At 74.5% G+C, this 15,829-nt stretch carries 11 protein-coding genes; 5 read left to right on the forward strand and 6 right to left on the reverse strand.

The window, feature by feature from the left end:
- The first annotated feature begins 126 nt into the window (after positions 1-126).
- From O7599_RS35625 to O7599_RS35635, 3 genes are read left to right on the forward strand one after another with little or no spacing between them, the layout of a single operon-like run.
- Positions 127-1,662, forward strand: coding sequence for a hypothetical protein (locus O7599_RS35625; protein WP_281619738.1), 1,536 nt, complete (start codon positions 127-129; stop codon positions 1,660-1,662).
- Positions 1,663-1,697: 35 nt separating this feature from the next.
- Positions 1,698-2,558: a hypothetical protein gene (locus tag O7599_RS35630; RefSeq protein WP_281623652.1), complete on the forward strand. Its 861-nt coding sequence runs from the start codon at positions 1,698-1,700 to the stop codon at positions 2,556-2,558.
- A 37-nt stretch (positions 2,559-2,595) separates the two neighbouring features.
- Complete coding sequence (locus tag O7599_RS35635) at positions 2,596-7,614, forward strand: hypothetical protein (RefSeq protein ID WP_281619739.1); 5,019 nt, start codon at positions 2,596-2,598, stop codon at positions 7,612-7,614.
- Here O7599_RS35635 and O7599_RS35640 read toward each other — a convergent pair whose 3' ends face one another.
- The 3 genes from O7599_RS35640 to O7599_RS35650 all read right to left on the reverse strand — a co-directional run bounded on the left by O7599_RS35640 (position 7,615) and on the right by O7599_RS35650 (position 10,058).
- On the reverse strand, positions 7,615-8,274 hold the full coding sequence (locus O7599_RS35640) for a hypothetical protein (protein ID WP_281619740.1): 660 nt from the start codon (positions 8,272-8,274) through the stop codon (positions 7,615-7,617).
- 50 nt (positions 8,275-8,324) lie between these two features.
- Positions 8,325-9,494 (reverse strand): L-histidine N(alpha)-methyltransferase, encoded by a 1,170-nt coding sequence (locus O7599_RS35645; protein ID WP_281619741.1) that lies wholly within the window; start codon positions 9,492-9,494, stop codon positions 8,325-8,327.
- Between the two features lie 174 nt (positions 9,495-9,668).
- The gene (locus tag O7599_RS35650) at positions 9,669-10,058 is read right to left on the reverse strand and encodes a hypothetical protein (protein WP_281619742.1); all 390 of its coding nucleotides are present in this window, start codon (positions 10,056-10,058) and stop codon (positions 9,669-9,671) included.
- Between the two features lie 171 nt (positions 10,059-10,229).
- Between O7599_RS35650 and O7599_RS35655 the strand changes: the two genes are divergently transcribed.
- Positions 10,230-10,652, forward strand: coding sequence for a roadblock/LC7 domain-containing protein (locus O7599_RS35655; RefSeq protein WP_281619743.1), 423 nt, complete (start codon positions 10,230-10,232; stop codon positions 10,650-10,652).
- Positions 10,653-10,683: 31 nt separating this feature from the next.
- Here the strand turns inward: O7599_RS35655 and glpK are convergent, their stop codons facing one another.
- Complete coding sequence (gene glpK, locus O7599_RS35660) at positions 10,684-12,204, reverse strand: glycerol kinase GlpK (protein WP_281619744.1); 1,521 nt, start codon at positions 12,202-12,204, stop codon at positions 10,684-10,686.
- 15 nt (positions 12,205-12,219) lie between these two features.
- Positions 12,220-12,954 (reverse strand): MIP/aquaporin family protein, encoded by a 735-nt coding sequence (locus O7599_RS35665; protein WP_281619745.1) that lies wholly within the window; start codon positions 12,952-12,954, stop codon positions 12,220-12,222.
- Between the two features lie 530 nt (positions 12,955-13,484).
- Between O7599_RS35665 and O7599_RS35670 the strand changes: the two genes are divergently transcribed.
- Positions 13,485-14,942, forward strand: a complete 1,458-nt coding sequence (locus O7599_RS35670; RefSeq protein WP_281619746.1) for a condensation domain-containing protein — start codon at positions 13,485-13,487, stop codon at positions 14,940-14,942.
- A 38-nt stretch (positions 14,943-14,980) separates the two neighbouring features.
- On the opposite strand, the gene O7599_RS35675 is transcribed toward O7599_RS35670, so the two are convergent.
- Positions 14,981-15,784 carry an RNA pseudouridine synthase gene (locus O7599_RS35675; RefSeq protein WP_281619747.1) on the reverse strand — a complete coding sequence of 268 codons (804 nt, stop codon included), beginning with the start codon at positions 15,782-15,784 and terminating at the stop codon, positions 14,981-14,983.
- Positions 15,785-15,829: the final 45 nt, after the last annotated feature.

Below are 15,829 nucleotides of genomic sequence, written 5' to 3' on the forward strand. Positions count from 1 at the left end.
TCCGCCCCGCATCCGTTCGGTCCGCCGCCGCCCGCCGCGCGGCCCCGCGCTCATCCAGCCGCCCGGGCCGGTGGCCGGTGCGTGCCGTTTCGGCCGGTGTCGGTGGCACCGCCTAATCTGTCCGACGTGACTGCTCCGACCACCGCGACGCCCGCCGCCGGCGCGCGCCGGCCCGCCCCGGGCCCGGCCGCCGACGAGGGCCTGGCCCGCCGCCTGCGCGCCCTGGCGTGCACGGCCCCGCTGCACGACCTCGACGCCCGCAAGGCGATGCTCGCGGGCGAGTTCGGGGTGTACGCGATGGCGGAGGTGGCGCTCTCCGCCATCGATCTGGTCACGCTGCAGATGGACTTCGACACCGGCGCAGAACCGGACGAGGTCATCGCCCGGCTGCTGCCGCGCGTCGCCGCCCAGGCGCCGCTGCGGCCCCGTGCCGAGCACGAGCGCGTGGCGCACTGGGTGCTGGACAGCCTCGTCAACGTCGGCAGCGTCGACCGCGGCTTCCGCGCGGTGTACGGCACGTTCGGCCACGACGGCGCCTACGTGCGCAGGGAGTACGACTTCAAGCTCCTGGAGGAGGTCCCGGGACCCGGCGGCGCCGTCTATCTGCGCACCACCGACGAGGCGGTCAACGTGCTGGTGGGCGCGCTCGACACCGATGTCACCAGCGCGCAGATCGCCGCCGAGGTCAAGCTCGAAGTCCTCATCAGCCGCGGCCGGCTCGCCGACGCGCAGCTCGCCGCCGAGCAGGCCCGTTACCGCACCGTGCAGTACGCCGAGACCCTGCGCCGCGCCCTGGAGGCCACCCGGCGCAACGTCCGCGCGGTCGACTGGCTCCAGACCGTGCCGGCGATGATCGACGAGGCGCTGGACCACGTCGCCGACCGCTACCGGCACGAGAACGCCATCCTCACCAACATCCGCCGCGCCCGCGACGAAGCGGAAGCTGCGCCTGATTCGAAGACGGGCGACCACAAGCGCCGCGCCGCCGAACTCGTCGACATCGTCAAGGACTGCATCCGCCGCCACACCCAGCTCCAGACCCGGTTGCTGGACGCCGGCCCGCTGTTCCGCGCCGAGCAGGACCGGCAGGCGTTCGCACCGCCCGCGGTCCGCACCGGCGTCGACCTCTACGGCCAGCTCCTCGCCCCGGTGCTGCCGCTGCCCGTCTCCGACGCCCACCGTGTCACCGACGCCTTCTTCGCCCGCGGCACCGGCCTGCGCGCCCCGCACGCCGTGCGCCTCGCCGACCTGGCGGAGCTGCTGCTCACGCCGCCGCTGGAACGGGCCCACCTCGGCGCCGAGATGCCCGAGCCGGACCTCGTCGCCACCCCGGACGACAGCCGCTTCAGCGAGGAGCAGCTCGCCGCCGCGGGCGAGCTGCTCGACCTGCCGCCGGACGCCCCGCGCCGGCTGTCCGGGCTGCTCGCCGACGCCCGCCGCCGCGACCCCGAGCTGCCGTACCTCGTCGCCCTGCTCGCCGTGCACGCCGCGGGCCCGGCGGTGGGGACGGCGTACCGGCAGGGGGACGAGCGGCTGCTGTTCGCCGTGGACGACGGAACGCAGATGGAGGACGCCGAGTTCGGCGGTGCCGACCTGATCGTCGGCGTGGCACTACTGGACGCCGCCGGGATGGCGGCCGGGCGCTCGGAGGCCGCCTCGTGATCCCCGACCCCGCACCCGGCGCCGGGACGGCCGCCGTGACCGCGGGCACCGGCGAGCAGGCGCCCGCGGTCACCCCCGCCGACGCCGCCGACGCCGCCCGCCTCGTCTCCTTCGGCCTGCAGCCCAAGCTGCTGCCCGCCCGCGACCTGGAGTACGCGGAACTGCTCCGCCGCTACCGGGAGGAGCCGCCCTTCGCCCGCCTCGCCGACGCCGTCGCCACCGGCCTCGGCCTCGTCGTGCTGGAGGTCTCGACCCGTACCGGCATGGCCGTCACCGCCGCCGAGGACTCGGTCTTCGCCGTCCGCATGGGCGACTACGCCCGCCGCGCCGCCACCGACTCCGCCGACCGCTTCCTGCACGGCCTGGCCCATCTCGCCGTCGCCGCCATGGCGTTCCCGCGCCCCGAGGACCTGGCGGACGACGGCTACATCGGCCGCGTCAGCGTCAACGGCGTCGACGCCTTCGTCCGCCAGGCGTGCCGCCGCCTGGAGGAGCGCGCCGAGGAGACCGGTGTGAACACCGACCCGGCCGAGGGTGAGCGCGGCCTGGAGGCCGCCTGGCGGGTGTACGCGCGCCGCAGCGCCACCGGCGCCACGAAGGACGCCCGCCGGCTCGCCGGCTCCACCACCGGCATCATCGGCAAGGCGATGGCGTTCCTCACCGACTCCGGCTTCCTGCAGCGCACCTCGGACGACGCCGGGGGCACGTACCGCACCACCGCCCGCTATCAGTTGCAGGTGCGGGACATGGCGGGCGGCGCGGCCATGTCCGAGCTGCTGGAGCTGGGCGTCGTGCCCGTCGCCGACGGCAGCGCCACCCTGGTGCCCGCCGCAGACGACGGCGAACCCGCCGGCGGCGCGCTGCCGTTCTTCCCCAGCCAGCACGAGCGGGCCTGACGGCCGGTCGAAACGAACGAGCGAAGGCCGCAATCGCATGTACGAGCTGTCCCGGATCCGCCTCTACTCCATCGGACCCGCCGGTGCGCGGTACGCCGACACCGTGCTCGACCTGCGCGGCGTCGGTGGCGAGGTGCCCCGTCCCGCGCCCGCCCAGGGCGACTTCTTCGCCGCCGAGCCCGCCGGGCCGCCGCGCCGGCCGGCACCCGCGGGCGTGCTGTTCCTGGAGAACGGCGGCGGCAAGTCCGTCCTGCTGAAGCTGATCTTCTCCGTGATGCTGCCCGGCCACCGCAACACCCTGGGGGGAGCCAGCTCCGGCGTGCTGCGCAAGTTCCTGCTCGCCGACGACACCGGGCACGTCGCGCTGGAGTGGCAGCACACCGTGACCGGCGAGCAGATCGTCGTCGGCAAGGTGAGCGAGTGGCGCGGCCGGCAGGTCTCCGGCGACCCGCGGAAGTTCGCCGAGGCGTGGTATTCGTTCCGCCCCGGCCCCGGGATGGGCCTGGACGCGCTGCCGGTCGCGGAGATGTCGGCGGCTGCGGTGCGCCCCGCCGTCGAGGGCGCGTCCGGCGCGCGCGGGCGGCGCCGCACGATGAAGGGCTTCCGGGACGCGCTGACCGAGGCCGGCAAGGCGTACCCGCACCTGGACGTGGCGTGGGAGGAGATCCACGAGAGGTGGAACGAACACCTGACCCGCCTCGGACTCGACCCCGAACTCTTCCGCTACCAGCGGGAGATGAACGCCGACGAGGGCGAGGCCGCCGGCCTCTTCGCGGTGAAGAACGACTCCGACTTCACCCACCTGCTGCTCCGCGCCGTCACCGACACCCGCGACACCGACGGCCTCGCCGACCTCGTCCACGGCTTCGCGCACAAGCTGGGCCGCCGCGCCGAGCTGACCGCGGAACGCGACTTCACCGCCGGCTCCCTCGACCTGCTCGCGCACCTCGTGACGGGTGCGGAGCAGCGCACCCGCGCCCGTGACGTGCTCGGCGGCGCCGAGCGCCGGGCCCGGGCGCTGGCCGCGCGGCTCACGGCGCGGGCCGGTGCGGAGCGCGCCCGGGCGGCGGAGCTGGCCCGACAGGAGCGGACGGCGGCGGAGCGGGCCACGGCCGCGGAGTCGTCCCTCGGCCACAGCGAACTGATCGCCGCGGAACTCGCGTACCGGCACGCGTCGCTGGCCCTGGCCGCCGCCGAGAAGAGCGCCGCGGGCAAGCGCCGCGAGCTGACCGACGCCCGTACGCTGCACGCCGCCTGGCAGGCCGCCGAGGCGGTGCTGCGGCACCGCGCCGCCGCCGACCGCGCGGCGCGCGTCTCCGTCGCCATCCGCGAGGCCGAGCGGGACGCCGCCCCGGCGCTGGCCGCCCGCGCGGCGGCGGCCACCGGGCTCGTACGCGCGCTGCACGCCGCCGCCCGCGACGGCGAGGCGCTGGCGGCGGAGCAGGAGGAGCGTTCGGCCGTGCTGCAGCAGGAGTCGGAGACGGCGCACGCCGACGCGGTCGCCGCCGCCACGCGGGCGCAGCGCGCCCGCAGCGAGACCGACCACCTGCGTCAGCGGCTCACGGAGGTCGAGCAGGAGACGGCCGAGGCGGTACGGGCCGGCTGGCTGGACGCCGCCGACGACGCCGCCCCGGACACCGCCCTCGACAAGGACCCGGCCCGCGCGGCGCTCGTCGCCGGCGACGCCGAGAAGGCGGCGGTCGCCGCCTGGGACGAGGCCCGCGAGTCGGCCCGCACGGCGACGGACCGGGCCCGCGAGACGGCGGAGGCGCTGGCCCGCGCGGAGCTGGCGGCGGCCCGCGCCAGGGACGCGGCGGAGGCGTCGGCGGCGGCCCACGACACGGCCCGCGGCGCGGCGGAGTCGCTGGCGGCGGAGCCCCGGCTGGCGGAGCTGCTGGGGCTGCCGGAGCCGGACGGGGAGCACCGGGCGCTGAGCGCCGTGGAGTTCGACAGGTCAGCGGACGAGCTGCGCGCGCTGCTCGACGCGCGCGTCACCGACGACGAGCGGCGGCTGTTCGACCTGCGCACCGCCGCCGCGGACGACGCCCGCATCCTCGCCGCCCTCGGCGACGGCGGCCTGCTGCCGCCGGGTCCCGACGTCCTGGCCGTCGTGGCCTGCCTCGGCGAGCACGGCATCCCGGCGCTGCCCGGCTGGCGTTACCTCGCGCAGGCCGTCGACCCGGCCGACCACGCGGCCGTGCTCGACGCCCGCCCGGAGCTGGTCGACGGCGTGGTCATCACCGACCCGGACACCCACGCCCGCGCCCGCGACGTGCTGCGGGAGGCCGCGCTGCTGCCCCGCTCCGCTCTCGCCGTGGGTACGGCCGCCGCCCTGCTCGCGCCGCCGCCGCCCACCGGGGAGCGCGACGGCGGGGTGTTCCTCGTGCCGCCCAACCCGGCCATGCACGACGAGCGCGCCGCCGACGACGAGCGCCACGCCCTGCGCGCCCGCGCCGCCGACCGCGACGAGCAGATCCGTGCCTTCGCCGCCCGCCTCGCCGCGGACCGGGCCCTGGCGGCGCGGCTTGCGTCGTGGCGTGCGGGCTGCCCGGCCGGCCGCCTGGCCGAGCTTGCCGCAGCCGCCGGGTCGGCCCGTACGGCGGCTGCCGCGGCGGACGAGACGCTGACGCGCGCCCGGGCCGACGCCGAGGACGCCGCGGCAGCCGCCGAGGAGAGCACCCGGGCCCGCGAGGATCGCCAGGAACAGGCCCAGCGCGCCCGCCGCAGCGCCGACGCCCTCGCGGGCCTGGCGCACCGCCTGCGCGAACGCGCCGGCTGGCAGGCCCGTCTGCGCGAACTCGCCGACGAGGCCCTGGAGTACGAGGCCAGGGCCGCCGACTGCGTCGCCCGCGCCCGCGCCGCCGACGAGGACCGGCGCGCCGCCCAGCGCGCCGCCGACGACGCCCGGCGGACATCCCGCGCGCTGCGCGCGGAGCGGGCGGAGATCGCGGGGGTCGCGGAGGAACTGGAGGCGGAGGCCGCGGACGAGGCCGCGGCGGCGGAGGCGGCCGGGGCCTCGTCCGCGGTGGCCGACGGCGGGGCCGGTACGGGGGGCGAGCCGGACGGTCGAACGGTGTCCGGCCCGGCCGGTGCCGGCGTCGATGCCGCCGCCCCGGCCGCGGCCGGCCCGGCCTCCGCGGGCGGAGGTGCCGGGGGCGGGTCCGCCGGCCGGACCGGTTCCGGTCGCGCGCACGCCGCGGCGTCCGGCTCCGCCGGCGCGGATGGCGCCGTGCCGCAAGCGGCCGGCCCGGCTCTCGCCGACGCCGGGGCCACCGCGGATGCCGTTACCCCTGACGCAACCGGCACCGCACCCGCCGCCCGCCCGGAGGGCGCCCGGCCCGAGGGCAACGCCCGCCGCCGGGCCCGCCTCGCCCGGGCCGCCGCCGCGGACGCGGCGCGGGCCTCGCTGCCCGCCCTGCGGGAGGCGTACCGTGCCGCCTCGCAGGTCTACGAGAAGGTCGGGGTCGGGGCCGACCTGCGCGCCGAGCAGGCGCGGGCCGAGAGCGAGGAGTCCGCCGCGCTGGCGGAGTTGAACCGGCTCAGCAACAAGGTCCGTACCCGCGCCGCCACCCTGCTCGCCGGGCCCGACGGTGCCGACGCGCCGTCGCGGCAGGCCGCCGCCGCGCGCGCGGAGTCCGTCGTCCACCTGCTGGAGTCCCGCTCCGCCGCGGCCAGCGAGACCCTCGGGCGGCTGCGCGGCGACGCCGAACGGCTCGCGCCCGCCGGCGGCGACGCGCACACCGAGTTGCCCGAGGACCTCGTGCCCGACGGGGCCGAACACGCCCAGGCGCTGCTGCGGTCCGCCGCCGCGACCGCGGCGGAGCGCGCCGACGACCTGGCCGCCGCCACCGCCGCGCACGCCGAGCTGCGCCGTGCCTGCGCCGCGGCCGAGGATGCCGCCGGCGCCTTCGCCGAGACCGCCGCCATGCTGCGGGACCTGCTCCGCGGGCCCGCCGCCGGTGACGAGCAGGACGACGCGGACGAGGCCGAGCCGTTCCCCGGCGGGCTGGAAGGCGCACGGCAGGCCGCCGCCGAGTCCCGCCGTTCCCTGCGCGGCTGCGCTGCGGACCTTGCCACCGCCGAGTCCGCCCTGCGCGACGCGTGCGACGTCCTCGTACGGCACGCCAACTCCACCCGCTACGAGCAGGTGCGCACCCCCGCCCGGCAGCAGATCCGCGAACTGCCCGCCGCCGCGCTGCCGGAGCACGCCGCCGCCTGGGCCGCGGCCTTCGCGCCGCGGCTGCGGGTGCTCACCGACGAGCTGGCGCAGTTGGAGCGCAACCGCGACGGCATCGTCGACCGGCTGCGCGGTCTGGTCGAGTCCGGCCTCGCCACGCTGCGCGCCGCGCAGCGGCTGTCGCGGCTGCCGGAGGGGCTGGGGGAGTGGTCCGGGCAGGAGTTCCTGCGCATCCGCTTCGAGGACCCCGACCAGGCGACCCTGTCCGAGCGCCTGGGCGAGGTCATCGACGAGGCCACGCGCGCGGCCGTACGCAAGAACAGCGACCTGCGCCGCGACGGCACGACGCTGCTGCTGCGCGGCGTGGACGCCGCGATGGAGCCCAAGGGCGTCTCCGTGGAGATCCTCAAGCCCGACGCCGTGCTGCGCGCGGAGCGGGTGCCGGTCGGGCAGATGGGCGACGTGTTCTCCGGCGGCCAGTTGCTCACCGCCGCCATCGCGCTGTACTGCACGATGGCCGCCCTCAGGGGCAACGACCGGGGCGACGACCGGCACCACCACGCGGGCACGCTCTTCCTCGACAACCCCATCGGCCGCGCCAACGCCACGTACCTGCTGGAGCTGCAGCGCGCCGTCGCCGACGCGCTCGGCGTCCAGCTCCTCTACACCACGGGCCTGTTCGACACCACGGCGCTGGCGGAGTTCCCCCTCGTGATCCGGCTGCGCAACGACGCGGACCTCCGCGCGGGGCTGAAGTACATCACCGTCGAGGAACACCTGCGCCCCGGGCTGCCGGCGCAACGGGAGGGAGTGGAGCCGTCGGTCGGCGAGGTGACGGCGACCCGCATATTCCGCCGCCCCCCGGCCACGGCGCCGTAGTCAGTCGCCGCCGCCCTGACGCATGTCCGGTGAGGGACCGGCCTCACCCCGGGCGCGTCCCGGCGCCTCCCGCCCCTGGGACAGCGCCTCGGCCACCTCCCGCTCGTCCCGGTAGCGCGTGCGCAGCAGCTCCTCGATCCGGTCCCGCAGGCGGCAGGTCTCGTCCAGGTGCCCGCCGTCGCGGTGCAGGTCGCGGTCGATGCGCAGCAGCTCGGGGCCGTCCGCCTCCACGACGAAGCTGCGCAGCTCGGCCAGGTCCAGCCGGCGGTTGAACTCCCGTACCGCGTCACGCCACTTGTGCAGCAGCGCCACCAGCTCGTGGTGGCCGCGCCCGGCCAGGACGCCGGAGACCAGCGTCGCGTCCGTCGCCGACAGCACGGGCCGCGGGAAGACCCGGTGCACCGGGCGGGCCGGGTCGAGGGGCGCGAACCGCGGGTCGGCGAGGATGGCGGTGTTCTTCACCAACTCCTCGGCGAGCGCGCGCAGCGTCTGCTTCTCCCGCTCCCGCGCCGCCGCCCGCCGCTCCGCGATCACCCCGCTCATCGCCGCGAGGATCGCCGGCACCTGGATCGCCGGTTCCCACCGGCCGCCGTCCGAGGCGCGGACCAGCCAGGTGACGCACAGCCCGAGGGCGACGAGGAGCGCGGTGGCCGTGAACACCCCGTAGAACGCGCTCCGTGACGGACGCACCATCCCCCCGCGGCCCCGGCTCAGCCGAACGGGTTCGGGGCCGGGACCTCCGCCGGGGACTCCTCCCCGCCTTCCGCCGCCGCGGAGCGCAGCAGCACCAGGTCCATGCCGAAGCCCGTCTCGCCGAACCCGGCGTGCAGGCCGGAACTGGTCCGGGTCACCTCCGCGGCCCCGGCGTCGGCCAGCAGCTTGTCGAGGCCGCCCGCCGAGTACTTGCGGGTGGTGTAGAGGCGGATGGTGTCCCCGCCGGGGAACTCGACGCCGCTGCGGTCGGGCAGGGTGAGGAGCATCTGCTCGCCGGTGCGGTTGCGGTAGACGACCTTGACCTTCAGCGCCCTGTCGTCTTCCACCGAGGGTTCGTACGTCAGGCTGGCCATGTCGATCTGCAGGTCCGTGTACTCCATGACGGCGCTGGTGACGAACTCGGCGAAGCGCGGGCTCGACCGGTACTCGCTGGCCGCCTCCCGCGCGGCGTCGTCGTCCAGCGCGTCCGAGCGCGCGACCTCCAGCAGGAACCGGTCCTGCGGCCGCAGCAGGCTGCCGGTCAGCATCGTCAGCAGCCCCGTGTCGTCGGTGAAGTTGGCGAGCGTGTTGCCCAGCAGCGAGTACAGCACCGGCTCGTCGCCGACGAGGCGCTCCACCAGCCCGCGCAGCTCCCGGACGCTGCGTACGTTCGCGAAGTCGAGCTGCACCGGTACGACCCCGCCCACCGGCAGGTCGAGGTGGCGCAGCGCCTCCCGCCGGCCCAGCCGCAGCATCTCGGGGCTGACGTCCACGGGCACGTACGTCAGCGCGCCGGGCTCCCGGTCGCGGCGCAGCCGCTCCAGTATCGTCTGGTCCTTCTGCCCGGTCCCCGTGCCCAGGCTCACGTAGTGGCGCGGCTCGTCGTCGAGCTCGCCGGCGATCTGCCGCCAGCGCTGCGCGAAGGACTCGATGCTCTCCCGCATCACCGGGTAGAACAGGTCGGAGCAGGCGTGCACCCACGCCATCGTCGACGCCACGCCCCAGTACGAGAACCCGGACGCGATGTACTTCCCGTCGCCCGTCTCGGAGTACGGCTCCCGCAGCGCGCTGCTCATCTGGGAGAACTTCTGCGACTGGTCCTCGCCGACCACGCAGAGGGACCAGGGGGAGTCCCGCGCGGACAGTGCGGCCTCAAGGCGGTCAAGCCCCCTGCTGCCTGTGGTCATACGAAACGGCCGCCCTATGAAGAAGTTCCGACTCCTGCTGGCAGAACCGTAGTTGGCGGCTGCAACGACAACAAGCCGGACCGGTGCGGGGACACCCCCTTTCCAGCCGCTTCCAGCCGCCGGCCGGGCCGGTGCCGCCCGCGGGGCGTGCGGCGGCCGGCCCCCGCGACCCGCTCAGACTCCCGCCGGCACCGCTCCGGGCGGCCGGTCGCGCTGCGTACCGCGCCCGCCGCGGCGCTCCCTGCGGGCACGGCGGGCCGCGCTGCTGGGCCGGGACTCCACCCCGTGCCGCTGCTTCCATACCTGCCGTGTCACCCACACGTCCAGCACGCCCCAGGTCGCGACCACCGTGCTCACGACCGTGCTCACCAGCAGCGGGAAGGCGGCCCACGACCCGGTGACGGTGAAGAGCATGGCCGCCATCGCCTGCGTCAGGGTCACGGACACGATGATCACGGCGCGGACGGCCGCCGTCCGTACCGGGTCCGGAAGCCTCGGTGTGCCGACGGGCTCCTCCACCCAGAGCGGCGATTCGAGGCGCCGCAGCTCCTCCTCCGCAGCCATCAGTACCCTCCCGCTCGACTGCCGGGTGCCCGGAGTCACTGCCCCGCACGGGGGGTGACGAAAGCTCCGGGTACCCATGTTCACACGTTCCGATGTGTCAACGTTCGAAGGGGGCTACGAGTTGCCGGGGCGACGGTAGTAGGCTGCGCCGACTGGGGAAGGGACGCGGGCATGGTTGTGCAGGGTGGGAACAGACAGCAGCCGGCGGGGAGCCGGTTGAACTGGCTGCTCGACGATCTGGTGGGGCGGCTGGCGAGCGTACGGATGGCGCTGGTGCTGTCGTCGGACGGGCTGCCGATGAGCGTGTCCGAGGACGTGAGCAGGGAGGACTCCGAGCATCTGGCGGCGGTGGCCTCCGGCATCCACGGCCTGGCCAAGGGCGTGGGCACCCACTTCGAGGCGGGTTCCGTACGGCAGACGCTCGTGGAGCTCGACGACGCGTTCCTCTTCGTCACCGCGGCGGGCGACGGCAGTTGCCTCGCGGTGATGGCGGCGTCGGACGCCGACATCGGGCAGATCGCGTACGAGATGACGCTGCTGGTCAAGCGGGTCGGCGAGCATCTGGCGGCGGCGCCGCGGGGCAGCCGGTCCTGACGGCGGACGGCCGCGCCGCGGCGCCGTGGCGTCAGCCGGCCCCGTCCTCCCCGTCGTCCTGCCAGCCGAAGCTGCGCTCGACGGCCTTGCGCCAGTTGCGGTATTCGCGCTCCCGGGTGCCCTCGTCCATCCGCGGCGTCCACTCGGTGTCACGCTTCCAGTGGGACCTCAGCTCGTCCTGGTCGCGCCACACGCCGGTGGCCAGGCCCGCGGCGTAGGCCGCGCCCAGGCAGGTGGTCTCGGCGATCACCGGCCGCAGCACCGGCACGCCGAGGACGTCCGCCTGGTGCTGCATCAGCAGATTGTTCGCGGTCATCCCCCCGTCCACCTTCAGGTCCGTCAGCCGCACCCCCGAGTCCTGGTACATCGCGTCGACGACCTCGCGGGTCTGCCAGCTCGTCGCCTCCAGCACGGCACGCGCCAGGTGCGCCTTGGTCACGTACCGGGTCAGACCCGTGATGACGCCGCGCGCGTCGCCGCGCCAGTACGGGGCGAACAGACCGGAGAACGCCGGGACGATGTACGCGCCGCCGTTGTCGTCGACGCTCGCCGCCAGCGTCTCGATCTCCTCGGCGGCGGAGATGATGCCGAGCTGGTCACGGAACCACTGCACCAGCGCCCCGGTGATGGCGATGGACCCCTCCAGGCAGTAGACCGGGGCCTCGCCGCCGATCTGGTAGCCCATGGTGGTCAGCAGCCCGCTCTTCGACGGCACCGGCCGGGTACCGGTGTTGAGCAGCAGGAAGCTGCCGGTGCCGTAGGTGTTCTTGGCCTCGCCGACGCCGTAGCAGGTCTGTCCGAAGATCGCCGCCTGCTGGTCGCCGAGCGCGGAGGCCACGGGCACCCCGTCGAGCTGGCCGGTGCAGGTGCCGTAGACCTCGGCGGAGGAGCGGATCTCCGGCAGCATCGCGGCCGGGACGTTCATGGCCGCGAGTATCGAGGCGTCCCACTGGTGGGTCTCGATGTTCATGAGCATGGTGCGGGAGGCGTTGGTGACGTCGGTGACGTGGACGCCGCCGTCCGCGCCGCCGGTGAGGTTGTAGATCAGCCAGGAGTCGACGGTGCCGAAGGCGATCTCGCCGTTCTCGGCGCGGCGGCGCAGACCCGGGACGTTGTCGAGCAGCCAGGCGGCCTTGGGGCCGGAGAAGTAGCTGGCGAGCGGCAGCCCGGTGCGGTCGCGGAAGCGGTCCTGGCCGTCGGTGCCGCCGAGTTCGGTGCACAGGGCCGCGGTGCGGGTGTCCTGCCAGACGATGGCGTTGTGCACCGGTTTGCCGGTGGCCCGGTCCCACAGCACGGTCGTCTCGCGCTGGTTGGTGATGCCGACGGCGCTCAGCTCGTCGGCCCGCAGGCCCGCCCTGGCCAGCGCCCCTGCGACCACGGCCTGGGTCTTGGCCCAGATCTCCGTGGCGTCGTGCTCCACCCACCCGGGTCTGGGGAAGATCTGCCGGTGCTCGCGCTGGTCGACGGCGACGACGGCGCCGTTCTGGTCGAAGACGATGCAGCGGCTCGATGTGGTGCCCTGGTCGATGGCGGCGACGTACTTGTCCGTCATGACGTCCCCTTGCTGCTAGAAGGCGAGTTTGTAGATCAGCGCGCTCAGCACGCCGCCGATCAGCGGCCCGGCCACGGGTATCCACGCGTAGTTCCACTCGTTGGTGCCCTTGTTGGGGATGGGCAGCAGCGCGTGCGCGATACGGGGACCCAGGTCGCGGGCCGGGTTGATGGCGTAGCCCGTGGGACCGCCGAGCGACAGGCCGATCCCGACGACCAGCAGCGCGACGATCAGCACCTGGGTGCCGGACTCGCCGAGCCCCTCGGTGAGGCCGAAGGCGAGGATCGGCAGCACGAGGCCGACGGTGGCGATGATCTCGGTGACGAGGTTCTGCCACGGGTTGTAGATCTCCGGGCGGGTGGAGAAGATGCCGAGCGTCTCGACGGCCGTCTCGCGGTTCGCGTTGCGCGCGAACTGGCCGTAGTAGACGAGCCACGCGAGCGCGGCGCCGATGAGCGCGCCGAGCATCTGCGAGGCCATGTAGAGCGGGACCTTCCCCCAGTGCTCGTTGCTCTCGACGGCGACGCCGAGGGTCACGGCCGGGTTGATGTGCCCGCCGGACAGCGGCGCGGCGGTGTACGCGCCGGCCAGCACGGCGAAGCCCCACCCGAAGGCGATGACGACCCAGCCGGAGGCCTTGGCCTTCGACTTCTCCAGGGTCACGGCGGCGCAGACGCCCGCGCCGAACAGGATGAGAATGGCGGTGCCGATGACCTCACCGGCAAAGATGTCCCCGTTGGGGTAGTCCATTGCGACTCCTCGAGCTCACCCGCCGGGACGCCGTCCCGGCCGGGTCGGAAGGGTGCGTTCTTCCCTGGCTGCTGCGATGACGTCGAGCGCCGGCGGGGGAGGGCGTGCACACCCCGTCCGGCGTCTGTTGCGAGCGCGCGTCAGCGTGGCGTGTCGCCGGTGGGAGACAGGGCGGCGGGGTCGTCGTGCGGCGATGCCCGACTGACATCCGGCAGTGTTCACCTGGCCTGATGGGCCGTCAAGACAATGGACACGACAGCCTCATATGTATTCCGGGGCCACGGGTCCGAGGCCGGCGGCGGCGCCGGACGCGCTGAGGGCAACCGGACAGTGCGCTGCAAGTTTTCACTCGTTCATTGCAATTTTGCGACGGCATGATTACGCTGCTCTGCGATCGACCGGAATTTTCCACCTCGTCCATGCCGCCGACGAGGGGGCGCCCGCGTCCCGCTTCGGAGTGCGCCGATGAGCACGGAGCCACTCGTCCGCTGATGTCGTGTTCGTCCGGCCACTCTCACCGGGAGATCCCGATGCCCGCCTTCCGGCGCCACCCGCTGCGGTTCCGCACCGGCCGCTCCGTCACCGGCCCGCTCACGTGGGGACAGCTTGCGATCTGGGACGTGATCAGGTGGCTGCCCGACAACGGCAGCAGCCTCAACTCGGCCGCGCGCCACGAGGTGCCGCCCGGCACCTCCATGACCGACCTCCTGGGCGCGCTCCGCGCGCTGGTCGAACGGCACGACTCGCTGCACACCCGCTACCACGGGAGTCCCGGTGGCCCGTGCCAGACGGTCGTCGGCGAGGCCGAAATCGACGTCCGGGTACGGGAGATCGGCGCGGAACCCGTCGACCGGGCGGCCGAGCGCGTCGCCGAGTCCGTCCGCGTCCTCCCCTTCGACGTCGCGGTGGACCTCCCGCTGCGGCCGGTGGTGCTGACCCGCTCCGCGGCTCCGGTCGCCGTGCTCATCGTCGTCAGCCACATGGCCGTCGACGGCTGGAGCCTGGCCATCATCGGTGCGGACCTCGCCGCGCTGCTGCGGGCGGAGCGGCTTCCGCCTCCGTCGGAGCAGCCGCTGCAGCGGGCGCGGTACGAGACGACCGACCTCGCCCGCTCCCGGGAGCGCAAGGCGCTGGCGTACTGGCGCGAGGAGGTCGAGTCCCTGCCGGCCCGCATGCTCGGGCCGGTGGACCCGGTGGCTGCGCCGGCCACGGGGGCCGGACCGGAAGACGAACTGCTCTGGTCGCGGATGGAGTCGTCCGCCCTCGCGTGTGCCGTCCGGGCGCTGAGCCTGCGGACCGGCGCCGAAGCCGGGGTGATCGTCATGGCGGCCACGGCGGCGCTGCTCGCCGCCCGCACCGGAGAGCGGGAAGCGGGGCTGCGCGCCATCGTGTCGACCCGTTTCCGTCCGGAGGACCGGCGGCTGGTCGGAGCCTTCAACCAGAACGCGATGTTCCGCATCGGTCCGCGGGAGGAGACCTTCACGGCGTTCGTCCGGCGGGCCCGGAACATCACTCTGCGCGCGTTCCGTCACACCGAGTACGACCCCCGGAAGCTCGAACCGATGATCGCCGGCATCGCGCGGCGACGGGGCATCGAGGCGGGGCGGTACTGCTTCTTCAACGACATCCGGTTCGCGGCGTCACGGCGGCTCGGCCCGCCCGACCCGGCCGCCGCGGACGCCGCCGCGGCCGGCATCACGCGGCGGCTGGGCGGGACGGTCGTCGGCGTCCCACCGCTGCCGAGCCCGCCGAAGGGGGCCGGGTTCTTCGCCTTCCTCGACGGCGACACCGGCAACACCGTCGTCACCGTGGGCGTCGCGGACCGCTTCCTCGCCTCCGGGGGACCGGCGGAGTTCCTGCGGGATCTCGAACGGCTCGTGACGCGGGGGGCCCTCACGCCGGAGTCGGTACGCACCCTGTGCGCCGCACCGGCCCCCGGCGCCGAGGACGACGCGTGGGCGCGTACGAACAGGAGGGAGAGTGCATGACGGTCTTCACGGATCCCGGCGCACGGTTACCCGCGGGGTCACGACTCGACGGGGCCGGCGACCCGCGCGCCCTCGCTGAGCAGGCCGGCGACCGTGTCCGCGGACAGAACGCCGGCCAGGGGCTGCCAGAAGTCCTCGTCGGGGTCGGCCACCGCCTCGATGCGGCTGCCGTCGAGCCAGGACGCGTCGAAGCCCAGCCGCCAGGAATGCAGATGAGTCCTGGCACCTGCCGCCGCGGCGGCCTTGTCGAAAAGAGGGTCGCCCAGAATCGCGTGGCCGATCCAGGCGAGGTGGACCCGGATCTGATGACGCCGGCCGGTGACCGGAAGGGCGACCAGCACCGAATACCCGCCGTCGCTCCAGAGCGTCCTGAATCGCGTGGTCGACGGATAGTTCTTCACGTCGAGGAGGTCGCCTTCCGCGACCCACCATCGGCCTTCTTCCTCGTCGAACCGAATATCCTCGCGGGCCGCGGCGATACGCACCCTGTTCTTGCGTCCGACGCTGAGCGGCAAATCGACCGTGCCCCGGTCGGGCAGTCCGGCGGTCCTGGTGACGACCAGGTACGCCTTGTCGACGGTCCGCTTGTTGAACTGCCGGGTCAACCCACCGTGCGTGGCCAGGTCCTTGGCGAAGAGGACGACACCGGACGTCACCTTGTCGACACGATGAGCCGGGAACAGCTCTTCGCCCGCCTCTTCGGCAAGCTCGACGAGATCGGTGCCGTGCCGCTCGCCCATCACGGAAATTCCGGCGGGTTTGTTCAGCACCAGGACCGCGTCGTCCTCGAATAGTGCCTGCGTGCTGCGGACTTCCCGCCAAGTGGGCACTGTCGTCCTCATGTCTCTCATCGAATTCACCGGGCAACGCCGTAGTTTACCAGGCCG

Origin of the sequence: Streptomyces sp. WMMC500 (genome assembly GCF_027497195.1) — a bacterium.
GTDB lineage: Bacteria > Actinomycetota > Actinomycetes > Streptomycetales > Streptomycetaceae > Streptomyces.

What these genes read in the sequence shown, in the direction of transcription:
- O7599_RS35635 (WP_281619739.1), top strand. Translation starts at nt 2,596, where the DNA reads ATGTACGAGCTGTCCCGGATCCGCCTCTACTCCATCGGACCCGCCGGT.
- O7599_RS35645 (WP_281619741.1), bottom strand. Translation starts at nt 9,494, where the DNA reads ATGACCACAGGCAGCAGGGGGCTTGACCGCCTTGAGGCCGCACTGTCC.
- O7599_RS35650 (WP_281619742.1), bottom strand. Translation starts at nt 10,058, where the DNA reads ATGGCTGCGGAGGAGGAGCTGCGGCGCCTCGAATCGCCGCTCTGGGTG.
- O7599_RS35655 (WP_281619743.1), top strand. Translation starts at nt 10,230, where the DNA reads ATGGTTGTGCAGGGTGGGAACAGACAGCAGCCGGCGGGGAGCCGGTTG.
- glpK (WP_281619744.1), bottom strand. Translation starts at nt 12,204, where the DNA reads ATGACGGACAAGTACGTCGCCGCCATCGACCAGGGCACCACATCGAGC.
- O7599_RS35665 (WP_281619745.1), bottom strand. Translation starts at nt 12,954, where the DNA reads ATGGACTACCCCAACGGGGACATCTTTGCCGGTGAGGTCATCGGCACC.
- O7599_RS35670 (WP_281619746.1), top strand. Translation starts at nt 13,485, where the DNA reads ATGCCCGCCTTCCGGCGCCACCCGCTGCGGTTCCGCACCGGCCGCTCC.
- O7599_RS35675 (WP_281619747.1), bottom strand. Translation starts at nt 15,784, where the DNA reads ATGAGGACGACAGTGCCCACTTGGCGGGAAGTCCGCAGCACGCAGGCA.